Source organism: Gluconacetobacter diazotrophicus PA1 5, assembly GCF_000021325.1.
Lineage (GTDB): Bacteria > Pseudomonadota > Alphaproteobacteria > Acetobacterales > Acetobacteraceae > Gluconacetobacter > Gluconacetobacter diazotrophicus.
The window spans coordinates 1,525,460-1,546,569 of sequence record NC_011365.1 but is presented as its reverse complement, the minus strand read 5'-3'; the positions used below and the strand labels follow the sequence as shown (position 1 = coordinate 1,546,569).

The window sequence follows — 21,110 nt, the reverse complement described above, 5'->3', positions numbered from 1 at the left end:
AAAACTTCCCCTTTTCCTGCATTGAAACGGCCGAAATCGGGTCATATGATCGGTTATGGTGGAAAATCTGGATCATTTTGATCGTGCCCTGCTGCGGGCCCTGCAACAGGATGCCGCGCTGTCGCAACGCGAACTGGCCGATATCGTGGGCCTGTCGCAGAACGCATGCTGGCGCCGGCTGCATGCCCTGCGCGAACGCGGACTGATCCAGCGCCAGACGGTGCGGCTGGACCCGGTGGCGCTGGGGCTGGGGCTGACCGTCTTCGTCATGGTGCGCACGCGCCATCATTCGCGGGACTGGCTGGACCGGTTCCGCGACGCGGTGACGGCCGTGCCGAACGTGATCGATTTCTACCGGATCGCGGGCGATTACGATTACATGCTCAAGATCGTCACGACGGACATGAACGCCTTCGACGAGATCTATCGCGGCCTGATCGCCCGGGTCGAACTGGACACGGTCACATCCTACATGGCCATGGAGGCGATCTGCGACCGCCGGGACCTGCCCTTGTAAGCGTGGCTGGACAGGGACGCGGGCGGGGTGCGTGATGGGTCGAACCTCACCGCGCACCCCTTCCTGTTCTAGAACCGTGCGTGCAGCGTACCGAAGAACTGGCGTGGCGCGCCGGCAAAGAGTTGCTGCGTGTCACCGGACAGTGAGAACCCGCCGATGCCGCCGATATATTCCTGGTTGAACAGGTTGTAGACGCCGAAATTGAATTCAAGCTGACTGTCTGACTTAAAATGAGTTGAGTGATTTCAGCGGGTTATGATTCATGGGTTTGCGACGACCTGATGAGATCAAGATGGCCTGGACTGAAATCACCCGCGCGCAGTATCGCCGGGACGACCTTGAGTATGCAAGTGACCTGCGCGATGCGGAATGGGCGCTGATTGCGCCGTTGATGCCCGAGAGGAAACGTCTGGGGAGACCGCGCCGCACCGATTTGCGCCGCGTCATGGAAGCGATCCTCTATATCGTCACGACCGGCTGCCAATGGCGGCAACTGCCCCGGCACTTTCCTGCCTTCACGACCGTGCAAGGCTATTTCTATCGGTGGATACGCGAGGGACGGTGGGAGGCCATGAACCATATTCTCGTGATCCTGTCGCGTGAACAAGATGGACGGGACGCCACGCCTTCGGTGGGCATTATCGACAGCCAGTCGGTGAAAACCGCAGAAAATAGCGGCCCGCGCGGCTATGACGCGGGCAAGAAGATCAAGGGACGCAAGCGGCATATCGCCACCGACACGCTGGGTCATGTCGTGGCGGCTGTCGTGCATCCCGCCGACGTTCAGGATCGTGACGGCGCGCCGCTGGTAGCGACCAGGATACGCTCATTGTTCCCCTGGCTTCGCCATCTGATCGGCGACGGGGGATATGCCGGAGAGAAGTTGCGTGGTGCGCTGGCTGAACTCGGCCGATGGACGATCGAGATCGTCAAACGCAGCGATCGGGCCCAAGGCTTCGTCGTCCTGCCCAAACGCTGGATCGTGGAGCGTAGCTTTGCATGGCTCGGTCGCTGCCGCCGCCTCACGAGGGATGTCGAGGCAACAATCTCCTCATCCCACGCGTGGCTGATGATCGCTCATATCCGCAGAGTTCTACGGAAAATCAATCAAACCGCTTTCTGATTCAGGCTCTGAGAGAGATGGGGAATGGTTTTGAAGATATACGTCGCCGACAGCGATGCCAGCCAATACCCGTTCACGGCGGCGTCGTTCATGTACGAGATGTATCGCTTTCCCATATAGTTGACGTTGAAGTTGACCTTCGCGTTGCCATACCTGTACGAGACGTTGGCCTTGTACATCCATTGCGGATAGCCGGCCTCCTGCTTGCCGCTGATGGGATAATTTACCCCGCCGCTGGATACATCCTGCCCATAGGTGGATTTGTTGTAGCTGGCGCTGTTGAAGATCTCGAGGCCCGGCAGCGGGCGCACCGTCACGCCGGCATCGGCACCCCAGATCGCCATGTTCCCCACGTTGATATAGGTATTGTGGGCGTTCACCAGGCTGCCGGTGGTGATGGTGGCCAGCCGGTTCCTGTAATCGATATGATACAGATTGACGAGGCCCGTGACGAAGCGGGAATTATATCGATAGCCGACCTCGTAATTGAAGGTGGTCTCGGGCTTCAGGTTCTGGGGCATCTCATTGACCCCCCATGCATTCCCGCTCTGCCATGTATTATAGGTGAATGCGCGCATGTTCTCCGCGAAGTCGAAAAACAGTTCGTTCCGGGGCAGGAAATTCCAGTTGATGCTGACATGCGGCAGGAAGGCGCTGGCGGTGGTCAGGCTGCCACTGGGCAGGGTGTCCTGGCCCGTATAGACGGGATTGTTATAGGATGCGCCGCCCGACGTCGTCGTCAGCATGGATTTGAAGCCCGCGTGCACCCGCAGCGTCTTCAAGATACGGTAGGAATCTTCCAGGTAATATTGAAAACTGTTGGTATTGAAGGTCATGGCGTATGCGGTGGCGAACGGATCGTTGTACGGTCCGGTGGCGCTTCGGGGCGTACCCTCCCCCAGGAGCGGCTGGTTGTAGTACCGTTGCGCCCAGCTATATCCGTTGTTTTCGTACCAGACGCCGGTTTCAAGCGAATGATTGGCGATCTGGTACTGCACCGCGCCAATCCCGCCCACGCGCGTCATCGATGTGTGCCCGACCTGCTGGATCATGGGCGCGCCCGAGGGCGACGACACATAGGGGTTGGTCCATTCGTAGTCCCCCGCCGATTGCTGGTCGTACAGCACCGTCTTCAGATGCAGGCGGGACGTCAGATCGATCGTGGACGTGATGCCGGAAAGATAATTCCGCTGGTCCTGGCCACCATCGTAATAGGAGACGTCCATGGCATCTCCGACCTTGGCATAGCCTGCGGGATAGATCCCCTCGGCAGCCTGATACGCGGCTTTGTAGTTCGGATAGAAATAATCCACGTTCCGGCCGAGCTTCTGGATGATTTCCAGGCTCAAATCGCTGTAATTATACTGGTCGAATTCGGAATAATTGAAGAATCCGGACAGTTTTCCGTAACGCCCGAGCGGCTGTACGATCTTGAAATTCGCCTGCTGTTCGAACTGGTCCCCGGCGCCTTTCCATTTCCCGGCATCGGTGCGCGCGTACGACGCATAGAACTTCGTCCCGCTGGAATTGAGCTTGCCGCTCTGGGCGCTGACGTACGTGCGATAGGTCTGGTTGCTGCCGAACGTCTGTGAAATGTCTCCACCAGCCTTGTCGCGCGGATCGAGTGAATAATATTGCAGCGCGCCACCCAGGTTGGTGACGGACATGACATCGAGCGCACCGCCACCCTGCGACATGTCGACGCGACCGATATTGTTCTGGATGATCGCCTGATTGATATCGAGGCCGTTGGAATTGATGAACTGGGCATCGCCCAGCGGGATACCGTCCAGGGTGATGCCCAACTGGCTTTGGGAATAGCCGCGAATATAAAATGTGTTCGCCCATGTATCCAGGCCGAACGGGTCGTCCGAGGCAAAATTGACACCCGGTGTCGTGGCCGACAGAATCTGCAGGGGACTGGTCCCCGCCACGAACTTGTCCATCGTCGCACGGGTAACGCTCTGCTCCATCCCATGCGATGTCTCACGTGTTCCCACGACAGCCACCGCTTCATCCTGGCTGGTGATGGCGCTGCCCGCTTTGCGCGTCCCCTGCGCATGTAACGGCCGCGATTTGGCCTGTTTGTTCGTCCTGGGGGGCGACGGGCTATTGTCCGCCCAAGCATAGGATGCGGAAACCGCCAACATACTTATTGAGGTCGCGGCGAGGCAGGGCAAGAGGACGATGCGCATCGATTCCCGATCCATTATCAAAAAATTGTGATGACAGATCATAACGAAATCGGTATGAAAGGTGCGTTCATTTTAAAATCGATTTTATATCGATCTTTGCAGGTGGAACCGAAAAATTGCGCTTTTCCTCACCTTCCGAAGGATAGCATGGCGGTATCAATCACCCCGACCCTGGACGCTATCGACAGGAACATCATCCGGATCCTGGCCGAAGATGGACGGTTGCCCATTTCCGATCTCGCCCAGGCGGTGAATATCAGTGCGGCGACATGCTTCCGCCGAGTCCAGCGCCTGGTGGACCGCGGGGTCATCCTGAAATTCAGCGCGATCCTCAATCAGCCCATGATCAATCGCGGCGCCCTTGTCCTCGTCGGGGTCTGCCTGGACGGCTTGAACAACATCAATCTTGATACGTTCGAAACCGCCGTAAAGAAAATCGGCATGGTGACGGATTGTTATCTCGTGTCCGGAGAATTCGACTATTTTCTAAAAATAAGAGCGGAAGATATTTATCAATTTAACGCAATGCACAGTGAATATCTCATGTCTCTTCCCGGCATACGCCGCACACGAACATTCATCTGCCTCAAGGAGGTGCTGGATAATCATAACCCCCCATTGTAGGGGACGTGTCTGGAAATGCGCACCGGCAGCGCTCCGACGCGCGTTTGCTTCGCATCGCTGCGCATGCCAATCGACGAATACACAACCGCGCCGCCAGATAACCGTCGTGCCGCACCGGGGTCGATCCCATAGGCCCCGGTGCGGCTGATCGCGCTGCTCCGAACACGATCCGGCGAAGCGGTGAAGCGTCAGAACTTGTTGATGGTACCCTTGACCGCGCCCTTGGCCCGTTCGGCGTCGCCCTTCATTTTCTGCGCGGTGCCCTTGGCTTCCAGGTCGGTATTCTTCGTGGCCTTGCCGACACTGCGCTTGATCTCGCCGACCATCGCGTCGGCATGTCCTTTGATCTTGTCTTTAAACTCGCCCATATTTCCTACTCCGTCATCATGCCCCACCGGCCGGGGGCCGACATGTCATTCAACGCTGGCCGTGCAGGGGGGTTGCGGTGGCCGGGCCGGGCCAGCCGGGCGGGGACCGTCACGGAATGACGAGGCCGGGTACGCGCGGGGCGTGCTGATCGACCTGCAGGGTGCGAAAAGATAACGGAAATTTCGATAATTATGGGAAATATGGGACCGGGTGTGGGGCAGCGGGCAAGCGGGGCACGCATACCCCGTTCCGTCAGGTATTCGAAAAAATCCTGTTCCCGTCGCGATCAGGACTGCGGGTCGCCGATGGTCGCGTTGCCGGGATTGACGTCGGCGCCCGGGCGATGGCTGCCATGGGTACCCTGTTGCCCTTGATGGCTGCTGCTGGAACATGGGCTGGAGGATTCGTCGCCGCCCATTCGGCCCATGCCACCCCCACCCATTCCGCGACCCATGCCGCCGCCGCCCATGCCGCCCCCCATTCCTCCACCCATACCGCCGCCCATGCCTCCGCCGAATCCCCCCATGCCGCCGCCCATGCCGCCAAACCGGTGATGGCCGCCCATGCCGTTGCCCGCATGGCAGTTCGAATCGGTGCCGTCATCGCCGCATGCCGCCAGAAGGGGGGCGCTGGCGATCAGCAGGCAGCACAGCAGGGTCCGGGAATGGGTCATGGTCAGGTCCGTAAAGCGATGAACAGATCGGTCGATGATGTGGCCCCGGGGCGGGGAGGGAAAGAAACCGTATGTAACCGAATATGATCTCACGTGACCACGGGGGCGGGATCGGGATCCGCGGGCCGGTCCGGGACCGCGTCCGGGGTCAGGTGCAGGGCCAGGTACAGCGCGACGATATCCGCACTGCGCGTCAGGTCGACGCCGCAGAGCCGTTCGATTTGCCGCAGCCGGTAATCCAGGCTGTTGCGGTGCAGGCCCAGGGCGGCGGCGGTCGCACGCTGCTGCATGCCATGGTCCAGCCAGGTCCGCAGCGTGCGCAGCAGCGGGGCATGCCGCGCCGCATCGGTCAGGGGGCGCAGCGGGGCGCGCAGTTCCTGCGTCCGCCAGTCCCGCAGCGGGTCGTCCAGCAGCACCGGCAGGCGCATGTCTTCATAGAACAGCGCGCGCCGCGCCGGGTGCAGCCGCCGTCCGGCCGCCAGCGTCGCGCGCGCCACCTGGTAGGAGCGTGCCATGCCTCCCGGCCCTTCGACAGGGCGCCCCAGCGCCAGCCGCAGGTCCAGGCCCGTGGCCGTTTGCGCGCGGGCCAGCAGCCGCTGCGCCCGCTCGCGCAGGCGGTCCGGGTCCCATGTCCCGCGGGCGGTCAGCGCCGGCGTCAGGACCGCGATTTCGGTCAGCGACAGCGGGGCGACCAGGTTGCCCTGGTCCGGCGCGCCCAGCAGGGTGCCGAGCCGGTGCATGTCCCCCACCAGGGCGATGCCGTCCTGTGTCCGAGGCAGGATCTCGACGATCGCGGCCACGCGGGCCGGCCGCAGGTCGATGCCCAGCCGCGCCGCCGACGCCGCCAGCGCGGGGATGGGGGCTTCGTCGCGGATCAGGCTCAGGACCAGTTCTTCCCGCAGGCGGGTCTCGCGGGACAGGGTGCGGCTCTGCTGTGCCTGCTCCAGCATGGTCTCCGCCGCCATGCGGACCAGTTCCGCATAGGGGCGGATGGTCCCCGGCACACCCGTCAGCCCGACGCAGCCGACGACCGCTCCGCCCAGCCGCAGCGGCAGGTTGACGCCGGGCCGCGCGTCGCCGTCCGGCGGCGCGGCCCGGGGTTCGATCTCGACCGCCTCCTGCCGGGCCATGACCCGCAACGCGCCGTCATGCACCTGCCCCAGCCGTGCCGGATCGCCGCTGGCGATGATGACGCCGTGGGAATCCATCACGTTGATGTTGCAGGCAATGACGGTCATCGACCGGTCTACGATCGCCTGTGCCAGGGCCGGATCGATCGCCACGCTCGGCATGGTCTCGTGCGCTCCGTCATCCGCCCGGAATTTCGGGCTCCGTCATGGGTATTTTTAGTGCAGATGCACAAAGACGGCCAGATCATTCGGCCGTAGCATCAGCGAAACCCTCCAGACGCAGGTGCGTGTGGAGGAGGAAAAAAAGAACAAGGGGCTGTCTCAAAAGCCTCGGGGATGAACGATGCACGGAAACGCCCCCCTCTCGCCGCCGGCGGATGACCATCGGTTGGATGCGACCTTCCGCAAGGTCACGCTCGGCCTGGTGCCCTATATTTTCGCCTGTTACCTGTTCAATTATCTCGACCGGGTGAATGTCGGCTTCGCCAAGCTCGACATGCTCGATTCCCTGCACATGACCGAACGCGCCTATGGTCTGGCGGCGGGGATCTTCTTCCTGGGCTATATCGCCTGCGGCGTACCCAGCAACCTGATGCTGCAGCGCGTCGGCGCCCGGCGCTGGCTGGCGCTGATCATGATCGTCTGGGGCGCCCTGTCCGCCGCGCAGATGTTCGTTCGCGGTCCGGCCAGCTTCTATGCGCTGCGCCTGGCCACCGGGGCCGCGGAGTCCGGCTTCTTTCCCGGTCTCGTCCTGTATCTGACCCGCTGGTTTCCCTCGGCACGGCACGGGCGGGTGCTGACCCTGTTCATGGCCGCGATTCCACTTTCGGGCGTCATCGGCGGCCCGCTCTCGGGCTGGATGCTGGGGCACTTCGCCGCGTCCCCTGGCGGGATCGCCGCCTGGCAGTGGCTGTTCCTGCTGCAGGGGCTGCCGACCGTGCTGCTCGGGATCGGCATGATGTTCCTGCTCAGCGATACGATCGGCCAGGTGCGATGGCTGACGGCGGCGGAACGCGCGGCGGTGCAGGATGCGCTGGATCGCGACCGGCTGGACCAGCCGCCCCGCCTGGCCGACAGTTTCGGCGCCGTGCTGCGCAATCCGGCGATCTGGATGCTGGGGTTGCTGTATTTCTGTACCCAGGCCGGGGTGTACGCGATCAATTTCTGGCTGCCCAGCATCATCCGCACCAGCGGCGTCCACGATCCGGCGGCGATCGGCTGGCTCAGCGCGATTCCCTATCTGGCGGCCACCATCTTCATGATCCTGATGGGCCGGTCGGCCGATCGCCGGCGCGAACGGCGCTGGCACCTTGCCATTCCGCTGCTGATGGCGGCGGCCGGGCTGGCGGTGGCCGCCCGCTTCCCGGACGACACCCCGGTGGCCCTGGCGGCGCTGACCGTCGCCACGGCCGGCGCGCTGACCGGCTTGCCGATGTTCTGGCCGCTTTGCGGCGGTTATCTCAGTCCCGCGGCGGCGGCGGGCGGTCTCGCCCTCATCAACTCGATGGGGCAGATGGCGGGATTCGTCAGCCCCTATCTGGTCGGCTGGGTCAAGGACATGACCCACCGCACTGACGGCGCGCTGTACCTGCTGGCGGGCCTCGCCATCCTCGGCGTGACACTGGTGCTGCGTATGTCGCCAGCCCGCGTAAACCGCTGATATCTCGCGCTGATGTTGGGCCATCCAGAAACAGCCGAGGGGAACCGGCCATGAAGATCGTCATCGTCTGCGACTCGTTCAAGGAAAGCCTGTCGGCCCTGCAGGTGGCCGATGCGATCGAGGATGGTTTTCGCGACATCTATCCGCGCGCGACCTATGTGAAGCTGCCGGCCGCCGACGGGGGTGAAGGCACGGCGGAATCGCTGGTGATCGCGACCGGCGGGCGCATGCAGGCGCGGATCGTGACCGGGCCGCTGGGCACGCCGGTCGAAGCCGCGTTCGGCATCCTGGGCGACGGGCGCACGGCGATCGTGGAAATGGCGGCGGCGGCCGGGCTGATGCTGGTGCCGCGCGACCGGCGCGACCCGCTGGCCGCCACGACCTGCGGGGTGGGGGAACTGATCCTGGCGGCGCTGGACAGCGGTTGCCGGCACATCATCCTGGGCCTGGGCGGCAGCGCCACCAATGACGGGGGGGCGGGCATGGCGCAGGCCCTGGGTGTGTCGCTGCGCGACGATGCGGGGGCGGATCTGCCGTTCGGGGGCGGGGCGCTGGCCCGTCTGGCACGGATCGACCTCTCGGGCCTGGACCCGCGCCTGGCCGGTTGCCGGGTGGAGGTGGCATGTGACGTGGACAATCCGCTGACCGGTCCGCTGGGCGCCTCGGCCATTTTCGGTCCGCAGAAGGGGGCGACGCCCGACATGGTCCGACGCCTGGACGACAATCTGGCCCTGTATGCCCGGGCCATCGCCGCGGCGACCGGGAACCGTGTCGACACGGTTCCCGGGGCGGGTGCGGCCGGGGGCATGGGGGCGGCGGCGCTGGCCTTCCTGGGGGGCGTGCTGCGGCCCGGGGTGGATATCGTGATGGACGCGCTGGGCCTGGACGCGATCGTCGCCGATGCCGACCTGGTGATCACCGGCGAGGGGCGGATCGACGGTCAGACCGTGCACGGCAAGGCGCCGATCGGTGTCGCACGCATCGCCCGCCGGCACGGACGACCGGTGATCGGCATTGCCGGTGCGCTGGGGGCGGATGCCGCAGCCGTGCACGTGCACGGGATCGACGCGGTCTTCAGTGTCGTCAACCGGCCCTGCACGCTGGAGGAAGCCCTGGCCGAGGCCGCGACCAATGTCCGCGCCACGTCCCGCAATATCGCCGCCGCCACCGCGTTGCTGCGCCCGCGCTGACCCCACGAACCCGTGACCGGCCCGGAGCGGATTCCGGAAATCGGGCAAATCCGCCGGACGGGCGTTCATTATGTATTACCATCTATTACGCATGGAATCGAAATGAATTGGGTCACCGGGCAGCCGAGTGGCGGGTGCGGCCTCTTTATTGATTATATTTTACTCGATCACGACAGGCTGCCCACCCGGCCGCAGGGTCTTTCAGGTAGGGATCGGTGCCTTACTTTCCTATAAGAGCCAGTTTTTAATGTGTTTTCTCTATGGCGGGAGGGCCGCCGCCGAGCCGGCCGCATGGCATCCGCCATGGAAAGATGAATCGAAATTAACTCCACGCGCGCCCGGCCGTGGAACATAAAACCACGGTTTCATGGGCATGTGGCGCGCGCTGGCGGCTCCGGCATGTAGCAGCAGGCGGAGGACCTTGATCTTGCCCTGCATTTCCCGGATGCTGCCGCCCAGCATTACAGGAGGCTCCGTTTTCGTTTCGACGGTCCGGCCGGGGATCATGATCCCGGCTTGCCCGGAACGTGTCATTGGGAGTAGTGCTGCGCGACAAACCGGACGATGCGTTTGTCGCCGTGGCACCGGCGCCGGACCTGTTCAGACGACATTGCCATTCTCCTCGTGCGGCGGCCAACGGGTGGCGGGCACGGGCCCTTTTCTGCATGGTACACGGGATAGATTATGAAGACTAAAGGCGGTATCCGCATCGCGATCGCGGGCGTCGGCAATTGTGCCAGCGCCCTGATCCAGGGCATTCATTACTACACTCCCGCGCGCTGCCGCGAGGAAGTGGTCGGTCTGATGCATGAGTCCGTAGGCGGCTACCGCCCCAGCGACATCCAGGTCGTGGCGGCGTTCGACATCGATGCGCGCAAGGTCGGCACCGATGTCAGCCGGGCCATCTTCGCGCTGCCCAACTGCGTGAAGACGTTCGAGCAGGACATTCCCGAAAGCGGCGTGACCGTGAGCATGGGCGCCGTGCTGGACGGCCTGTCCGAACATATGGCTTCGTACGAGCCGCATCGCACCTTCGTGCTGGCCGACGCCGCCCAGCCGACGAAGGCCGAAGTGGTCGAGGAACTGCGCCGCAGCGGCGCGCAGATCCTGCTGAACTACCTGCCGGTGGGCTCCGAGCAGGCCGCGCGCTTCTATGCCGAATGCGCGCTGGAGGCCGGGGTTGGCTTCATCAACAACATTCCCGTCTTCATCGCCAGTGACCCGGACTTCGCCGCACGCTTTGCCGCGCGCGGCCTGCCGATTATCGGTGACGACATCAAGTCGCAGCTGGGCGCCACCATCGTCCATCGCGTGCTGACCGACCTGTTCGCCAAGCGCGGCGTGAAGCTGCTGCGCACCTACCAGCTGAACACGGGCGGCAACACCGACTTCCTGAACATGAAGAACCAGGAACGCCTGGTCTCGAAGAAGACGTCGAAGACCGAGGCCGTCCAGGCCGTCGCCAAGACGCGGATGGAAAACGAGCACATCCATGTCGGCCCCAGCGACTACGTGCCGTGGCAGAACGACAACAAGGTCTGCTTCGTCCGTATGGAAGGCCAGATCTTCGGCAACGTGCCGATGGAGCTGGAACTGCGCCTGTCGGTCCAGGATTCGCCCAATTCGGCCGGTGTCGCCATCGACATGGTCCGCTGCTGCAAGCTGGCGCTCGATCATGGCATCGGCGGCGTGCTGGCCGGCCCCAGCGCCTATTTCTGCAAGCATCCGCCGGTCCAGTACACGGATGACGAAGCGCACGAGATGGTCGAGGCCTTCATCGAAGCCTATGCGCCGGAAGCCGTCATCGCCTGATGAAATGCCTGATCGTCGCCGCGGGGCAGGGCAGTCGTCTTCGTGACAAGGGGCCACTCAAGCCCCTGGTCCCCATCCGGGGGCGCCCCCTGATCGCCGAGGTCATCGACCGCGCCCGCCGCGGCGGGGTCGATGAATTCGTCGTCATCAACGGCTATCGCGGCGACGAATTGCGCCAGGCCCTGGACGGCATGGCGGAATGCGAGGGCGTGCGCGTCACCCACGTCCATAATGCGGCGTGGGACCGCGCCAACGGAATTTCCGTGCTCAGCGCGAAGCCGTTCCTCGACGGCCCGTTCCTGCTGACGATGTGCGACCATGTGCTGGACCCCGGCATCAACCGCCTGATGGTGTCGCTGCCCGCGCGGCCCGACACCGTGACGCTGGGCGTCGATTTCGATGTCGAGCGCATGCTCAACGACCCCGACGACGTGACCCGCGTGCGGTGCCGCGATGGACGGATCGAGCATATCGGGAAATCGATCGCGGATTTCAACGCGTTCGACACCGGCATCTTCCTGTGCACGCCGATCATGTTCGACGCCCTGGAAAGCAGCCAGGCCGAGGGCGAGGACAGCATCTCGGGCGCGATGAACACGCTGGCCCGCTGGCACAAGGCGCATGTCTGCGATATCGGTGAACGCCTGTGGATCGATGTCGACGATCCCGTCGCCTATGACAAGGCAGAACGCCTGATGGCGCAGGGGTTGCTCTGACCCCCGGCCATGCGCAGGGCAAGGGCGTGATGGAACAGGGACCGGCAATCGTGGACCACCCAGATCCCGTCCGGCGGACGTCGGAAATCGAGGAACTGACCAACCTGCACGTCATCCACCCGATCTCGGCGTGGCTGACGCAGCGTTTCGCCCGTCTGGGCGTGGCCCCCAACGCCGTGTCGCTCGGCGGCATGCTGGCAGGTATCATGGCCGGCGTCGCCTATCATCGCGACCATGATCGGCGCTGCGCGGTGGCGGGATTCGTGCTGATGGTCGTCTGGCACGTCATGGACGGCGCGGACGGACAACTGGCGCGCCTGACGGGCAAGCAGTCCCATACCGGCAAGATCCTGGACGGCATCTGCGACTACGTGACGTTCATCGCCGTCTATACCGGCCTGGCGCTGGCCCTGGCCCGCGACCATGGTGGCTGGGTCTGGCCCGTGATCCTGCTGGCGGGCTTCTGTCACGCGGTGCAGTCCGCCGCCTATGAACGGCAGCGGCAGGATTATAATTTCCGGGGCTGGGGGCGCGGCGGCTCCCCCCTCGCCCGGTCGGTGGCACGATCCGGCCAGCGGGCGGGCGACCTGCTGTTCGGCCTGTACAACCGGATCGAGGCGATGACCGCCGGGGGCGACAGCCGGCTGGACCGGCGCCTGTCCGCCATGATGGCGGCCCACCCCGACCATGTGGATGCGATCCGCCAGCACTATCGTCAGGCCGCCGCCCCCCTGCTGCGCCGCTGGTCGATCCTGTCGGCCAACTATCGCACCATCGGCATCTTCCTGTGCGTCTTCCTCGGCGTGCCCATGGCCTATTTCTATTTTGAAATCATCGGCCTGACGCTGGTCCTGCTGCTGCTTCTGGCGCGGCAGCGCGCGTGCGACCGGGCGATCCTGGCGGAACTGGACAGCATGGCCTGCCCGTCCGACGCTTATCGTGGCGAGCTTTCGCTCGTGGCCGACACCGTTTCGTAGGTCGCCGGCTATTCCCGCGTATGGATGAATACATACGCGGCCGACATCATCAGCAGCACCGACGGCGTCAGCGCCGTCAGCGCCGGGTTCAAATCGAACAGCAGGCCCAGGCGGCTGGTGATTTCCTGCCCCAGGGAAAACACGATGGCGATCGCGACCCCGATCGCCATGCGATAGCCGACATTCTGTGATCGCGGCGGCCCGAACACGAACGGCGCCGCGCAGGCGATCAGCGCGATCATCGCGAACGGCATGCTGATGCGCGCCCACAATTCCTGTTCGTACCGCATCGCGGGCAGATGATGCCGCTTCAGGTCCTGGATATAGCGATACAGCGCAATGGGCGGCACGCTTTCCGGCGGCAGGCTCAGGAACCGGATCTGCCGCGATGACAGGAAGGCATGCCAGGCCATGCTGTCCAGCTGGCTTGTATGGAACTGGTCGGCGACGATGTCCTTGCGCGTCACGTCCCGCAGCGTCCACACGTCGTCGGCGCCGATCTGCGCCCGTGCCGCGTGCAGATAGCTGGTCATGCTGCCGTCGGCGGCGAAGCGGTAGATATCGATGTCGTCGGCCTGGGTCTCGCTGGGGAAGCGGCGGACGCTCAGATATTGCTGGTCGCCATGGGCCCAGAACGCCTGGTCCTGGTCATCCTTCTGGGTGGCCGATGCCAGTGCCGCGGCGCGGCCCTCCTGCGCCATCTGCCGGGTCCCGGGGACGACGAACTGGGCCAGCAGGAACAGCACCATGACGATCGGAACCACCAGGCGCAGCACGGCGCTGATGATCCGGGCCTCGGACAGGCCGATCCCCTGCAGGGCCGTCAGTTCGGAATGCTTCGCCAGTCCCCCCAGCCCCAGCAGGCAGGCCAGCAGCATGGCGATGGGCGTAACCTGCATGAACCGCGCCGGCCCCAGCAGGGCGGTATAGGCGGCGGCATCGGCCAGCCGGTAATGCCCCTGCCCGACGAAGGCCAGCTGATCGACGAATTCCAGCAGGCTGAACAGGGCGGTCAGCCCCAGCGCCACCAGCAGGAAGGCGCGCAGCGTGACCATCTGGATATATCGGTCGAAGCGTTTCATGCCGCGCGGGCCTGCCGCCCCAACAGGGCGGGAATCTGGTCGCGCAGCATGAAGCCGGTCAGCACCGCCAGCAGTGCCGGCGCCCACCAGATCCCGGGCATCGCGGCCACCATGCCGTGCTGCACCCACGTCCGCGCCGAGGTATAGAGCAGGTAGTAGACGAAGAAGATCAGGATGGCGGCGCCCAGCTTGCCATAGCGGTTCTGGCGGGGGCGCCCCCGCGCCAGCGGCACGGCCAGCATGGCCAGCAGCATGGTCGTGATGGGGGTGGACAGGCGCCACTGGAATTCCGCCACGTCCGCCGGCGCGTGCGAGGCCGCCAATTGCAGGCTGGGCGCGGCGATGGAGCTGTATCCCAGCGGTTCGGTGCTGTGGCGGTTCGGGTCCTGGGTGATCTCGCGCACGGTCAGCACCTTGTCGCTGACCCCCGGCTGGCGCCCGATATCGTAGACATGGGCGTTCTTCAGCCGGACATAGACGTCGGATTGCTTGCCCTCGTCCGTCATCGGATAGCCCAGTTCCGCGTGGATGATCTGGGTCGTCTTCGCGCGGCGGACCTGGACGAAGATGTCGCGTGCCGGCGTGCCGGGTCCCTCGCGTTCCGTCAGGAAGATCACGCGGGCGCCGTTCTGCACCACGTAGAACGTGCCGGCCTGCATCGCATCGACATCCAGGCTCAACTGGGCGGATTTGGACAGGTTGTGCAACTGGTGATAGGCCCACGGCCGCACGAACAGCGACAGCAGCCCCACCACGATCGCGACCCCGGCCGCCAGGGTCATGACATGGCGCAGGATCATCCCCGGCGTCACGCGCAGCGCATGCAGCGCCGTGATTTCGGAATTGCCGTACAGCGCGCCCAGCGCCAGGACGATCGACAGGTACAGCGACACCGGCACCAGGACTTCCAGGCCGATCAGCAGCTTCAGCGTCACCAGGGCCAGGATCGTATTGGTGGACAGCAGCCCGTTCACGGCCTCGGACAGGAAGTCGGCGGCGCTGTAGCTGGCGAACAGCGCCATGCAGACCCCGAGCATCGCGGCCAGCGGCTTGCCGATTTCACGAAGCAGATAATTCCGAATGATCAAGCGCGATACTGTCCATCATGGGACGTGCGGTCCGACGAAATGCGCACGGGGGCAGGACGTCCCTTGTGGTCCGAAGGGTGCGGGGATCGCCGCGCATCGACCCGTCCCGGACGTGCCGTCATCATATTCATCGCTACCCCCACCGTCAAACGCCGCGCACGCCCGGCCACCGGCTTCAGGGCGGGGCGGGGTCGCCCTGGATCGTGTCGGGCGGCAGGACGGGCGACCCGGTGCGCAGCAGGTGCACCAGCCACCGCCAGGATTGCCGCCGCCAGGCCCGACGCTGCGCGCCGTCCCAGACACCGGCGGGGGTGGATGGCGCCGTCATGCGTTCCGCGATGGCGGCGATGATGCGGTTTGCCCGCGCATCCCATGTCAGGGCCTGGCTTTCGGCCAGCGCGGTCGCGGCCAGGCGCGTGGACAGGGCGGGGTCGTCCATCAGCCGGCGCAGGGCATCGGCCAGGGCCGGCGGAGAATCCGGCTGGCAGAGCCAGGCATTTTGGTCGTGGCGCAGGACCTCGCGCACATCCGGGGTGTTGCCGGCCAGGATCGGACGGCCCGACGCCATGTAGAAGAACAGCTTCAGCGGCAGCACGGTCGATCCATAGCGTGCCAGCGGCTGCAGCGATGGCGGGATCAGCAGCACGTCGGCGGCGAACACGTACTGGCTCAGGACCTCCGGCGGCTGGAACGGCACGATGCGCACGTTGGGCAGGTCGCGGGCCATGTCCTCGATCGGCCCCTCGCCGTATGAACCGACCAGGATGAACAGCAGGTCGGGCAGCATGCGGGCGGCCTCGATCACCACCGGCAGGCCCTTCTTGTGGTTGACGCGGCCGGTATAGACCACGGTCCTGGCATCGGCCGGGATGTCCAGCGCCCGCCGGGCGGCGTCGGCCGCCATGGGCGTGCGCAGCCGTCCGGGTTCGAAGCCGTTGCGGATGCAGTGCAGTTTTTCGGCGGGAATGCCCAGGTCCAGATATTTCTGCCGCGTATAATCGGAATGGCAGATATTGATGACGAACCGTTCATGGCACATCAGCCGGTGCAGCCAGCGGCGCAGGGGCGGAATCTGGTCGGGCCAGGGGCGGTAATGGTCGAAGACCACGCGCTGGCGGAACAGGATGGACACCCACGCGATCCACAGGTTGCGCGTATAGACGAAACTCGCCTGACGGAACGCGCGGCGCCAGACGATCGTCAGCCCGCAGGCCAGGTGCCGCAACCCGGCCGGCGCCGGCGGCGCCCACGCCCGTATCACCGACAGGTCCGTCGCCTGCCGGCCCATGCCCTGCTGCCCTGTGGCCTGCTGCCCCATGGCCTGCTGCAATGCGGCGCAGGCCGCGCGGTCGCGCATCGGCACGTGCAGCCATGCCCGCGCGACCAGCGGCGCCAGGTAGCGCGCGGTGGTGACGAAGACTTCGGCGTCGGCCTCGGTGCTGGGCAGCGGATTTTCGAACGCGAACAGGATCTTCATCCCGGCACCGGGCCCGGAACCGGCCGGGCCGGCCTGTGTCATGCTCGAAATCCGCGTGGTGTCTGGGCGGGGGGTCCTCATGCGGGGCATATGACCGGGAACGTCCATCCGTGTCCAGAAGCGGGGTCCGGAAGCGGGGCCATAAACGGTGGATGGCCCGATAAGGCCTCATTCATTCCTGGCGCACTAAAATCCTGCCATAAAATGAAGAGATTGATCGCTTCGAAACATGAAACGAGGATGCCCCATTGCCCGGTGACCGGAAAAGCCAGGACAAACAAGGTTTGACGACCACCACCCTGATGGCGCTGGGGATCGTCTTCGGCGACATCGGCACCAGTCCGCTCTACGCCATGCAGACCGTCCTTCAGGACGAGGGCCAGACGATCACGCCCCCGGAGATCATGGGGGTCCTCTCGCTCGTCCTCTGGACGATCCTGCTTGTCGTCGCCTTCAAATACGCCCTGCTGGTCATGCGGGCCGACAATAATGGCGAGGGCGGCGTCCTGGCGCTCACCGCCGTGGTGACCGGCGCCCGGCAGGCCGACGACGCCCGGCGCATTCCCGCCTATCGGCGCCTGTTTTCCTCATCGCTGCAAAGGGGACTGCTCGCCGCCGGCCTCTTCGGGGGCGCGCTGCTGTTCGGGGACAGCATCCTGACCCCCTCGATTTCGGTACTCAGCGCCATGGAGGGCATGCAGGTCGCCGATCCGGCCCTGCGGCATGTGGTGCTGCCCTGTGCGCTGGGGGTGCTGGTCGCCCTGTTCGTGGCGCAGCGCGCGGGCACCTCGCTGATCGGCAACCTGTTCGGGCCGGTCATGCTCGTCTGGTTCGTCACCATCGGGGTGCTGGGCCTGATCGCCTGCCTGCGGCACCCCGGCGTCCTTGCCGCGATCGACCCGGCCTATGCCATCGATTTCCTGCACCGGAACGGCCGGCACAGCCTGCTGCTGCTGGGCGGCGTCTTCCTGACCGTGACGGGGGCGGAAGCGCTTTACGCCGACATGGGCAGTGTCGGGCGCGGATCGGTCCGGCTGGCCTGGTTCGCCATCGTTCTGCCGGCCCTGGTGCTGTGCTACGCCGGTCAGGCGTCGGCGCTTATGGATGCCCACACGCTTCCGGCCAATCCGTTCTACGCCATCGTGCCGAAAGCGGGCGGCACGGTCGCGATCTGGGCGATCGTCGCGCTGGCCACGTGCGCCACCATCATTGCCAGCCAGGCCGTCATCACCGGGGTATTTTCCATTACCCGGCAGGCCGTGCAGCTCGGGTGGTTTCCCGGCATGCGCATCCTGCAGACATCCGCGAAGGAATACGGCCAGATCTACGTTCCGACGCTGAACTGGATCATTATGGTCCTGACGGTGGCGCTGACGGCCTTTTTCGGAAGTTCAAGCCGGCTGGCCGGCGCGTACGGCATGGCGGTGTCCGCGACCATGCTGCTGACGACCCTGCTGTTCGGCGCTTACCTCAAACGCCGGCGGCACTGGCCGGTCGTCGCGGTCGTGACCCTGGTCGCGTGCTTCCTGGTGGTCGACGTGGCGTTTCTTTCGGCAAACCTGCTGAAGCTGACGCAAGGGGGGTACCTTCCCCTGCTGGCGGGCATCACCGTCTATGGCATCATGAGCATCTGGCGCCGGGGCCAGGAGGCGCTGCATGATGCCGGAAACACGGCGGCGGTGACGCCGGATGCCCTTCGCGCCCAGTTGGCCAAGGCGAATATTCCCCGCACCCCGGGCAACCTCGTCTTCCTGTCGTCCCTCGATAAACCGATTCCGCCCAATATCGCCCTGCATGTACGCCAATTCGGCGCCCTGCCCGAACGCGTCATGACACTCAGCGTGATATTCGACCGCACGACGCCGCGCGTTCCGATCAGTGAGCGCATCGACCACCGGATCTTCGAGGACATGCTGGTGCATGTCACCGTGCGCTACGGCTTCATGGAAGCGCCCGCGCTTCTGCCCGCGCTCCAGCTTGCCGCCGAAGATGGGGCACCGATCTCGCCCGATGAAGCCATCTTTATCGCGGAACATGACGAGGTGGCGCGCAATGCGAACAGCGCGACCTATTCGCTGCTGCGGCGGTGGGAGAGACCGGTCTTCGCCTTCCTGTATCGCAACGCGAATCGCGCCGTGGACAGTTTCGAACTGCCCCCCGAGCGGCTGGTGCAGATCGGTCGCAGGATCGCGCTTTGAGGATTCTTCTTTTCTGAAAAAATCAGGAACGGATTACCGGTATCGCGAGCCTGGATCGCGGTATGATCGGACGTCTACCTGAAGCGGCAGGGACGATCGACGGTGGGCGGTTCGTCCAGCTGGATGACCATCAGCGTGACCGGGTCGTCGCCGACATCGCCGGCATTGTGGCCGACATGCCCGTTTCTGTCGGGGCGGGAACGCCGGTCCTCGTGGTCGGGCCAGGATGGCCCGGCGGCAGTATTGACGCGGAAAAGGGCGTGCTTGTCAGGTCTTTGCGGGCCAGCCGGTGGCGGGGATGTCGAAATGTTCGATCAGCGCATGGTCGGGCAGGTGCGCCAGGTCCCTGGGCACGTCCGCCAGCAGCCGGTCCAGCGCGTCCTTGTCCAGCCGGGCGCGGATGTCGTGCAGAAGGTGCGCCGGCGCGGCCAGCACGTAGCGGCCCGGCACCGTCCCTTCGCCGACCTGGTTCAGTCGGCTTGCGATCGTCGCGGCGAATCGCGCGGCGGCGTCGGCCTCCGTGCCCGCCTCCAGCGTCTCGACCGTGTGCATGCCGTGGCTGTCGTGATGCAGGATACGGGCGGTCCTTGCATCCGCGACGATATAATGGACCGGATCGGTATAGGTCATGATCGCATGCTCCTTGCTCTGGCGACAGGACATGTTAGCGGCTCCGGCGGGCGCCGATATCACGTGTTTGTAACACGACCTTTAAAATCACCCGGGCCGGGCCGACCTCGCGATCCTGGCACATGCCGTGCCAGGACGCCCGACTCCGTCCGCCGGACATGCGCGCGCGGATGGTGTCGGAATCGGAACTGGAGGACACGCCAATGGGTCTCTTCACTCGCGACATCCAGACCATGCAGGATCTGTTCGTCCATCAACTGAAGGATGTGCTGTACGCCGAAAAGCGCATCGTGAAGGCCATGCCGGCCCTGATCGACAAGGCGACTTCGCCCGAACTGAAGAACGGGCTGCAGATGCACCTGGAACAGACCCGCAACCACGTCACGCGCCTGGAGAACGTCTTCAGGATGCAGGACATCGAACCCAGTACCGTCAAATGTCCCGCGATCGACGGGATCATCGACGAGGCCGAGGAAATTTCGGGCGAAGTCGCGGACAAGGGCGTGCTCGACGCCGCCATCGCCGCCTCGAGCCAGGCCGTGGAGCATTACGAGATCACCCGCTACGGCACCCTGATCGCCTGGGCCAAGGAACTGGGCCGGGCCGATTGCGCGTCGATCCTGGGCGAGACGTTGCAGGAGGAACGCCAGGCCGACCAGGCCCTGACCCAACTGGCCGAACAGCGGCTGAACCACGCCGCCGCGGCCTGACGGGTCCGGACCGCCGGTCCGTCGCCCTACGGGGCCGGGCCGGCGGCGGCGCATTCGTCCTCGACTTGGCGCGCGATCGCGAAGAACCGGTCGCGTACCGCGCTGGAATAGGGGTTCAGGTGCGCGATGGCGTGGTACACCTCCGGCGCATCGTGCCGGACCATGCCGGCGGCGGCACGCAGATGCTCGAAACTGCGTGTGGTGATCCGCGCGGGCAGGGGCTCCATCCCGACCAGGACCCGCGCCAGCAGATGCGTCAGGCCCTGCGCCGTCGCGGCGTCGCGGTCATGGGCGTCCGGCGTGGTCAGGATGACGCGCAGCCCCAGCGTACGGCGCAGGAAGGCGACCAGCCGGCCGGCCCGCGTGCCGCGCAGCGGGCAGACCGCGATGCGATGCCCCGCGATGCCGTCCCGTGCGCTCTGCGGGCCGAACAGCGGATGGGTGGCGACGATCCGCACGTGATCGGGCAATTCCTGGCACATGATCCGCGCCGGCACGACCTTGACCGATCCCACATCGACGACCAACGCATGACGGACCAGGTACGGCCGGATCGCGCGGACCGTTTCCTCCAGCGCCGTGACCGGAACGGCCAGGATGACGATCGGGCAGGACGCGGCCTGGGCCAGCGATCCGGCTTCGACCCCGGCCATCGGGATGTCGGTCCCCCGGGGCAGGGCGGGGTCGTATACCCGGATGCGGCAATGGGCGCGCAGGTGGGCCGCGATCAGCCGTCCGAAGGCGCCGAAGCCGACCAGGCCGGTCACGGGTTGGGTAGATAGGAACCATCTGTCTGACATGACTGGGCTTTCGAAAAGCCGCGTCGTCACGAATGGTCCAGACCGTTCAACCGCTGACGACGCAGCGGTTGAACCATGATTCATCCCCCGCCGCTATGAATGCGGCGCGTAATACAGTCCGGACAGGAAGGGCATCGTG

The 21,110-nt window shown here is 65.0% G+C and carries 19 protein-coding genes and 1 pseudogene; 10 read left to right on the top strand and 10 right to left on the bottom strand.

Annotated elements, in window-relative coordinates; all coding sequences use genetic code 11:
• Positions 1-55 precede the first annotated feature (55 nt).
• The gene (locus GDIA_RS06925; RefSeq protein ID WP_012223167.1) at positions 56-517 is read left to right on the top strand and encodes an Lrp/AsnC family transcriptional regulator; all 462 of its coding nucleotides are present in this window, start codon (positions 56-58) and stop codon (positions 515-517) included.
• Between the two features lie 292 nt (positions 518-809).
• On the top strand, positions 810-1,640 hold the full coding sequence (locus tag GDIA_RS06920; RefSeq protein ID WP_012553751.1) for an IS5-like element ISGdi3 family transposase: 831 nt from the start codon (positions 810-812) through the stop codon (positions 1,638-1,640).
• On the opposite strand, the gene GDIA_RS06915 is transcribed toward GDIA_RS06920, so the two are convergent.
• Positions 1,625-3,835 carry a TonB-dependent receptor gene (locus GDIA_RS06915; RefSeq protein ID WP_162013725.1) on the bottom strand — a complete coding sequence of 737 codons (2,211 nt, stop codon included), beginning with the start codon at positions 3,833-3,835 and terminating at the stop codon, positions 1,625-1,627. The genes GDIA_RS06920 and GDIA_RS06915 overlap by 16 nt on opposite strands.
• 147 nt (positions 3,836-3,982) lie before the next feature.
• On the opposite strand from GDIA_RS06915, the gene GDIA_RS06910 reads away from it, so the two are divergent.
• Positions 3,983-4,459: an Lrp/AsnC family transcriptional regulator gene (locus GDIA_RS06910; protein ID WP_012223174.1), complete on the top strand. Its 477-nt coding sequence runs from the start codon at positions 3,983-3,985 to the stop codon at positions 4,457-4,459.
• A gap of 188 nt (positions 4,460-4,647) precedes the next feature.
• Here the strand turns inward: GDIA_RS06910 and GDIA_RS06905 are convergent, their stop codons facing one another.
• The 3 genes from GDIA_RS06905 to GDIA_RS06895 form a co-directional block, all read right to left on the bottom strand.
• Positions 4,648-4,827 (bottom strand): CsbD family protein, encoded by a 180-nt coding sequence (locus GDIA_RS06905; protein WP_012223176.1) that lies wholly within the window; start codon positions 4,825-4,827, stop codon positions 4,648-4,650.
• Between the two features lie 287 nt (positions 4,828-5,114).
• Complete coding sequence (locus GDIA_RS19435; RefSeq protein ID WP_012553750.1) at positions 5,115-5,501, bottom strand: hypothetical protein; 387 nt, start codon at positions 5,499-5,501, stop codon at positions 5,115-5,117.
• 89 nt (positions 5,502-5,590) lie between these two features.
• The gene (locus GDIA_RS06895) at positions 5,591-6,793 is read right to left on the bottom strand and encodes a sugar diacid recognition domain-containing protein (protein ID WP_012553749.1); all 1,203 of its coding nucleotides are present in this window, start codon (positions 6,791-6,793) and stop codon (positions 5,591-5,593) included.
• Positions 6,794-6,974: 181 nt separating this feature from the next.
• Between GDIA_RS06895 and GDIA_RS06890 the strand changes: the two genes are divergently transcribed.
• From GDIA_RS06890 to GDIA_RS06865, 5 genes are all read left to right on the top strand, one after another.
• Positions 6,975-8,291, top strand: a complete 1,317-nt coding sequence (locus tag GDIA_RS06890) for an MFS transporter (RefSeq protein ID WP_012223182.1) — start codon at positions 6,975-6,977, stop codon at positions 8,289-8,291.
• A 50-nt stretch (positions 8,292-8,341) separates the two neighbouring features.
• Complete coding sequence (locus tag GDIA_RS06885) at positions 8,342-9,481, top strand: glycerate kinase (RefSeq protein ID WP_012553748.1); 1,140 nt, start codon at positions 8,342-8,344, stop codon at positions 9,479-9,481.
• Positions 9,482-10,165: 684 nt separating this feature from the next.
• On the top strand, positions 10,166-11,293 hold the full coding sequence (locus GDIA_RS06875; protein ID WP_012223195.1) for an inositol-3-phosphate synthase: 1,128 nt from the start codon (positions 10,166-10,168) through the stop codon (positions 11,291-11,293).
• Positions 11,293-12,009, top strand: coding sequence for a phosphocholine cytidylyltransferase family protein (locus tag GDIA_RS06870; RefSeq protein ID WP_012223196.1), 717 nt, complete (start codon positions 11,293-11,295; stop codon positions 12,007-12,009). Before GDIA_RS06875 ends, GDIA_RS06870 begins: the two co-directional genes overlap by 1 nt.
• A 50-nt stretch (positions 12,010-12,059) precedes the next feature.
• On the top strand, positions 12,060-12,986 hold the full coding sequence (locus GDIA_RS06865; RefSeq protein ID WP_244455116.1) for a CDP-alcohol phosphatidyltransferase family protein: 927 nt from the start codon (positions 12,060-12,062) through the stop codon (positions 12,984-12,986).
• A gap of 8 nt (positions 12,987-12,994) precedes the next feature.
• Here the strand turns inward: GDIA_RS06865 and lptG are convergent, their stop codons facing one another.
• The 3 genes from lptG to GDIA_RS06850 form a co-directional block, all read right to left on the bottom strand.
• Positions 12,995-14,068, bottom strand: coding sequence for an LPS export ABC transporter permease LptG (lptG, locus tag GDIA_RS06860; protein ID WP_012223198.1), 1,074 nt, complete (start codon positions 14,066-14,068; stop codon positions 12,995-12,997).
• Positions 14,065-15,156: an LPS export ABC transporter permease LptF gene (gene lptF, locus GDIA_RS06855; RefSeq protein WP_012223199.1), complete on the bottom strand. Its 1,092-nt coding sequence runs from the start codon at positions 15,154-15,156 to the stop codon at positions 14,065-14,067. Before lptF ends, lptG begins: the two co-directional genes overlap by 4 nt.
• Positions 15,157-15,331: 175 nt before the next feature.
• Complete coding sequence (locus GDIA_RS06850; protein WP_012553745.1) at positions 15,332-16,675, bottom strand: glycosyltransferase; 1,344 nt, start codon at positions 16,673-16,675, stop codon at positions 15,332-15,334.
• A gap of 242 nt (positions 16,676-16,917) precedes the next feature.
• On the opposite strand from GDIA_RS06850, the gene GDIA_RS06845 reads away from it, so the two are divergent.
• Positions 16,918-18,831 (top strand): potassium transporter Kup, encoded by a 1,914-nt coding sequence (locus GDIA_RS06845; protein ID WP_144880159.1) that lies wholly within the window; start codon positions 16,918-16,920, stop codon positions 18,829-18,831.
• A 74-nt stretch (positions 18,832-18,905) separates the two neighbouring features.
• On the opposite strand, the pseudogene GDIA_RS19645 reads toward GDIA_RS06845, so the two are convergent.
• Positions 18,906-19,043: pseudogene (locus GDIA_RS19645) on the bottom strand (cupin domain-containing protein); the annotation flags it as partial.
• Between the two features lie 55 nt (positions 19,044-19,098).
• On the bottom strand, positions 19,099-19,461 hold the full coding sequence (locus GDIA_RS06840; protein ID WP_012553743.1) for a host attachment protein: 363 nt from the start codon (positions 19,459-19,461) through the stop codon (positions 19,099-19,101).
• A gap of 203 nt (positions 19,462-19,664) precedes the next feature.
• Here GDIA_RS06840 and GDIA_RS06835 point away from each other — a divergent pair, with 203 nt between their 5' ends.
• Positions 19,665-20,171, top strand: coding sequence for a YciE/YciF ferroxidase family protein (locus tag GDIA_RS06835; RefSeq protein ID WP_012553742.1), 507 nt, complete (start codon positions 19,665-19,667; stop codon positions 20,169-20,171).
• A gap of 26 nt (positions 20,172-20,197) precedes the next feature.
• Here GDIA_RS06835 and GDIA_RS06830 read toward each other — a convergent pair whose 3' ends face one another.
• Entirely contained in the window at positions 20,198-20,938 is a 741-nt protein-coding gene (locus tag GDIA_RS06830; RefSeq protein ID WP_231854203.1) for a prephenate dehydrogenase/arogenate dehydrogenase family protein, read from the bottom strand.
• Between the last annotated feature and the right edge of the window lie 172 nt (positions 20,939-21,110).

Excerpts from the sequence above, each read along its gene's own strand:
- GDIA_RS06925 (WP_012223167.1), top strand. The coding sequence starts at position 56 with ATGGTGGAAAATCTGGATCATTTTGATCGTGCCCTGCTGCGGGCCCTG.
- GDIA_RS06920 (WP_012553751.1), top strand. The coding sequence starts at position 810 with ATGGCCTGGACTGAAATCACCCGCGCGCAGTATCGCCGGGACGACCTT.
- GDIA_RS06915 (WP_162013725.1), bottom strand. The coding sequence starts at position 3,835 with ATGCGCATCGTCCTCTTGCCCTGCCTCGCCGCGACCTCAATAAGTATG.
- GDIA_RS06910 (WP_012223174.1), top strand. The coding sequence starts at position 3,983 with ATGGCGGTATCAATCACCCCGACCCTGGACGCTATCGACAGGAACATC.
- GDIA_RS06905 (WP_012223176.1), bottom strand. The coding sequence starts at position 4,827 with ATGGGCGAGTTTAAAGACAAGATCAAAGGACATGCCGACGCGATGGTC.
- GDIA_RS19435 (WP_012553750.1), bottom strand. The coding sequence starts at position 5,501 with ATGACCCATTCCCGGACCCTGCTGTGCTGCCTGCTGATCGCCAGCGCC.
- GDIA_RS06895 (WP_012553749.1), bottom strand. The coding sequence starts at position 6,793 with ATGCCGAGCGTGGCGATCGATCCGGCCCTGGCACAGGCGATCGTAGAC.
- GDIA_RS06890 (WP_012223182.1), top strand. The coding sequence starts at position 6,975 with ATGCACGGAAACGCCCCCCTCTCGCCGCCGGCGGATGACCATCGGTTG.
- GDIA_RS06885 (WP_012553748.1), top strand. The coding sequence starts at position 8,342 with ATGAAGATCGTCATCGTCTGCGACTCGTTCAAGGAAAGCCTGTCGGCC.
- GDIA_RS06875 (WP_012223195.1), top strand. The coding sequence starts at position 10,166 with ATGAAGACTAAAGGCGGTATCCGCATCGCGATCGCGGGCGTCGGCAAT.
- GDIA_RS06870 (WP_012223196.1), top strand. The coding sequence starts at position 11,293 with ATGAAATGCCTGATCGTCGCCGCGGGGCAGGGCAGTCGTCTTCGTGAC.
- lptG (WP_012223198.1), bottom strand. The coding sequence starts at position 14,068 with ATGAAACGCTTCGACCGATATATCCAGATGGTCACGCTGCGCGCCTTC.
- GDIA_RS06850 (WP_012553745.1), bottom strand. The coding sequence starts at position 16,675 with ATGACACAGGCCGGCCCGGCCGGTTCCGGGCCCGGTGCCGGGATGAAG.
- GDIA_RS06840 (WP_012553743.1), bottom strand. The coding sequence starts at position 19,461 with ATGACCTATACCGATCCGGTCCATTATATCGTCGCGGATGCAAGGACC.
- GDIA_RS06835 (WP_012553742.1), top strand. The coding sequence starts at position 19,665 with ATGGGTCTCTTCACTCGCGACATCCAGACCATGCAGGATCTGTTCGTC.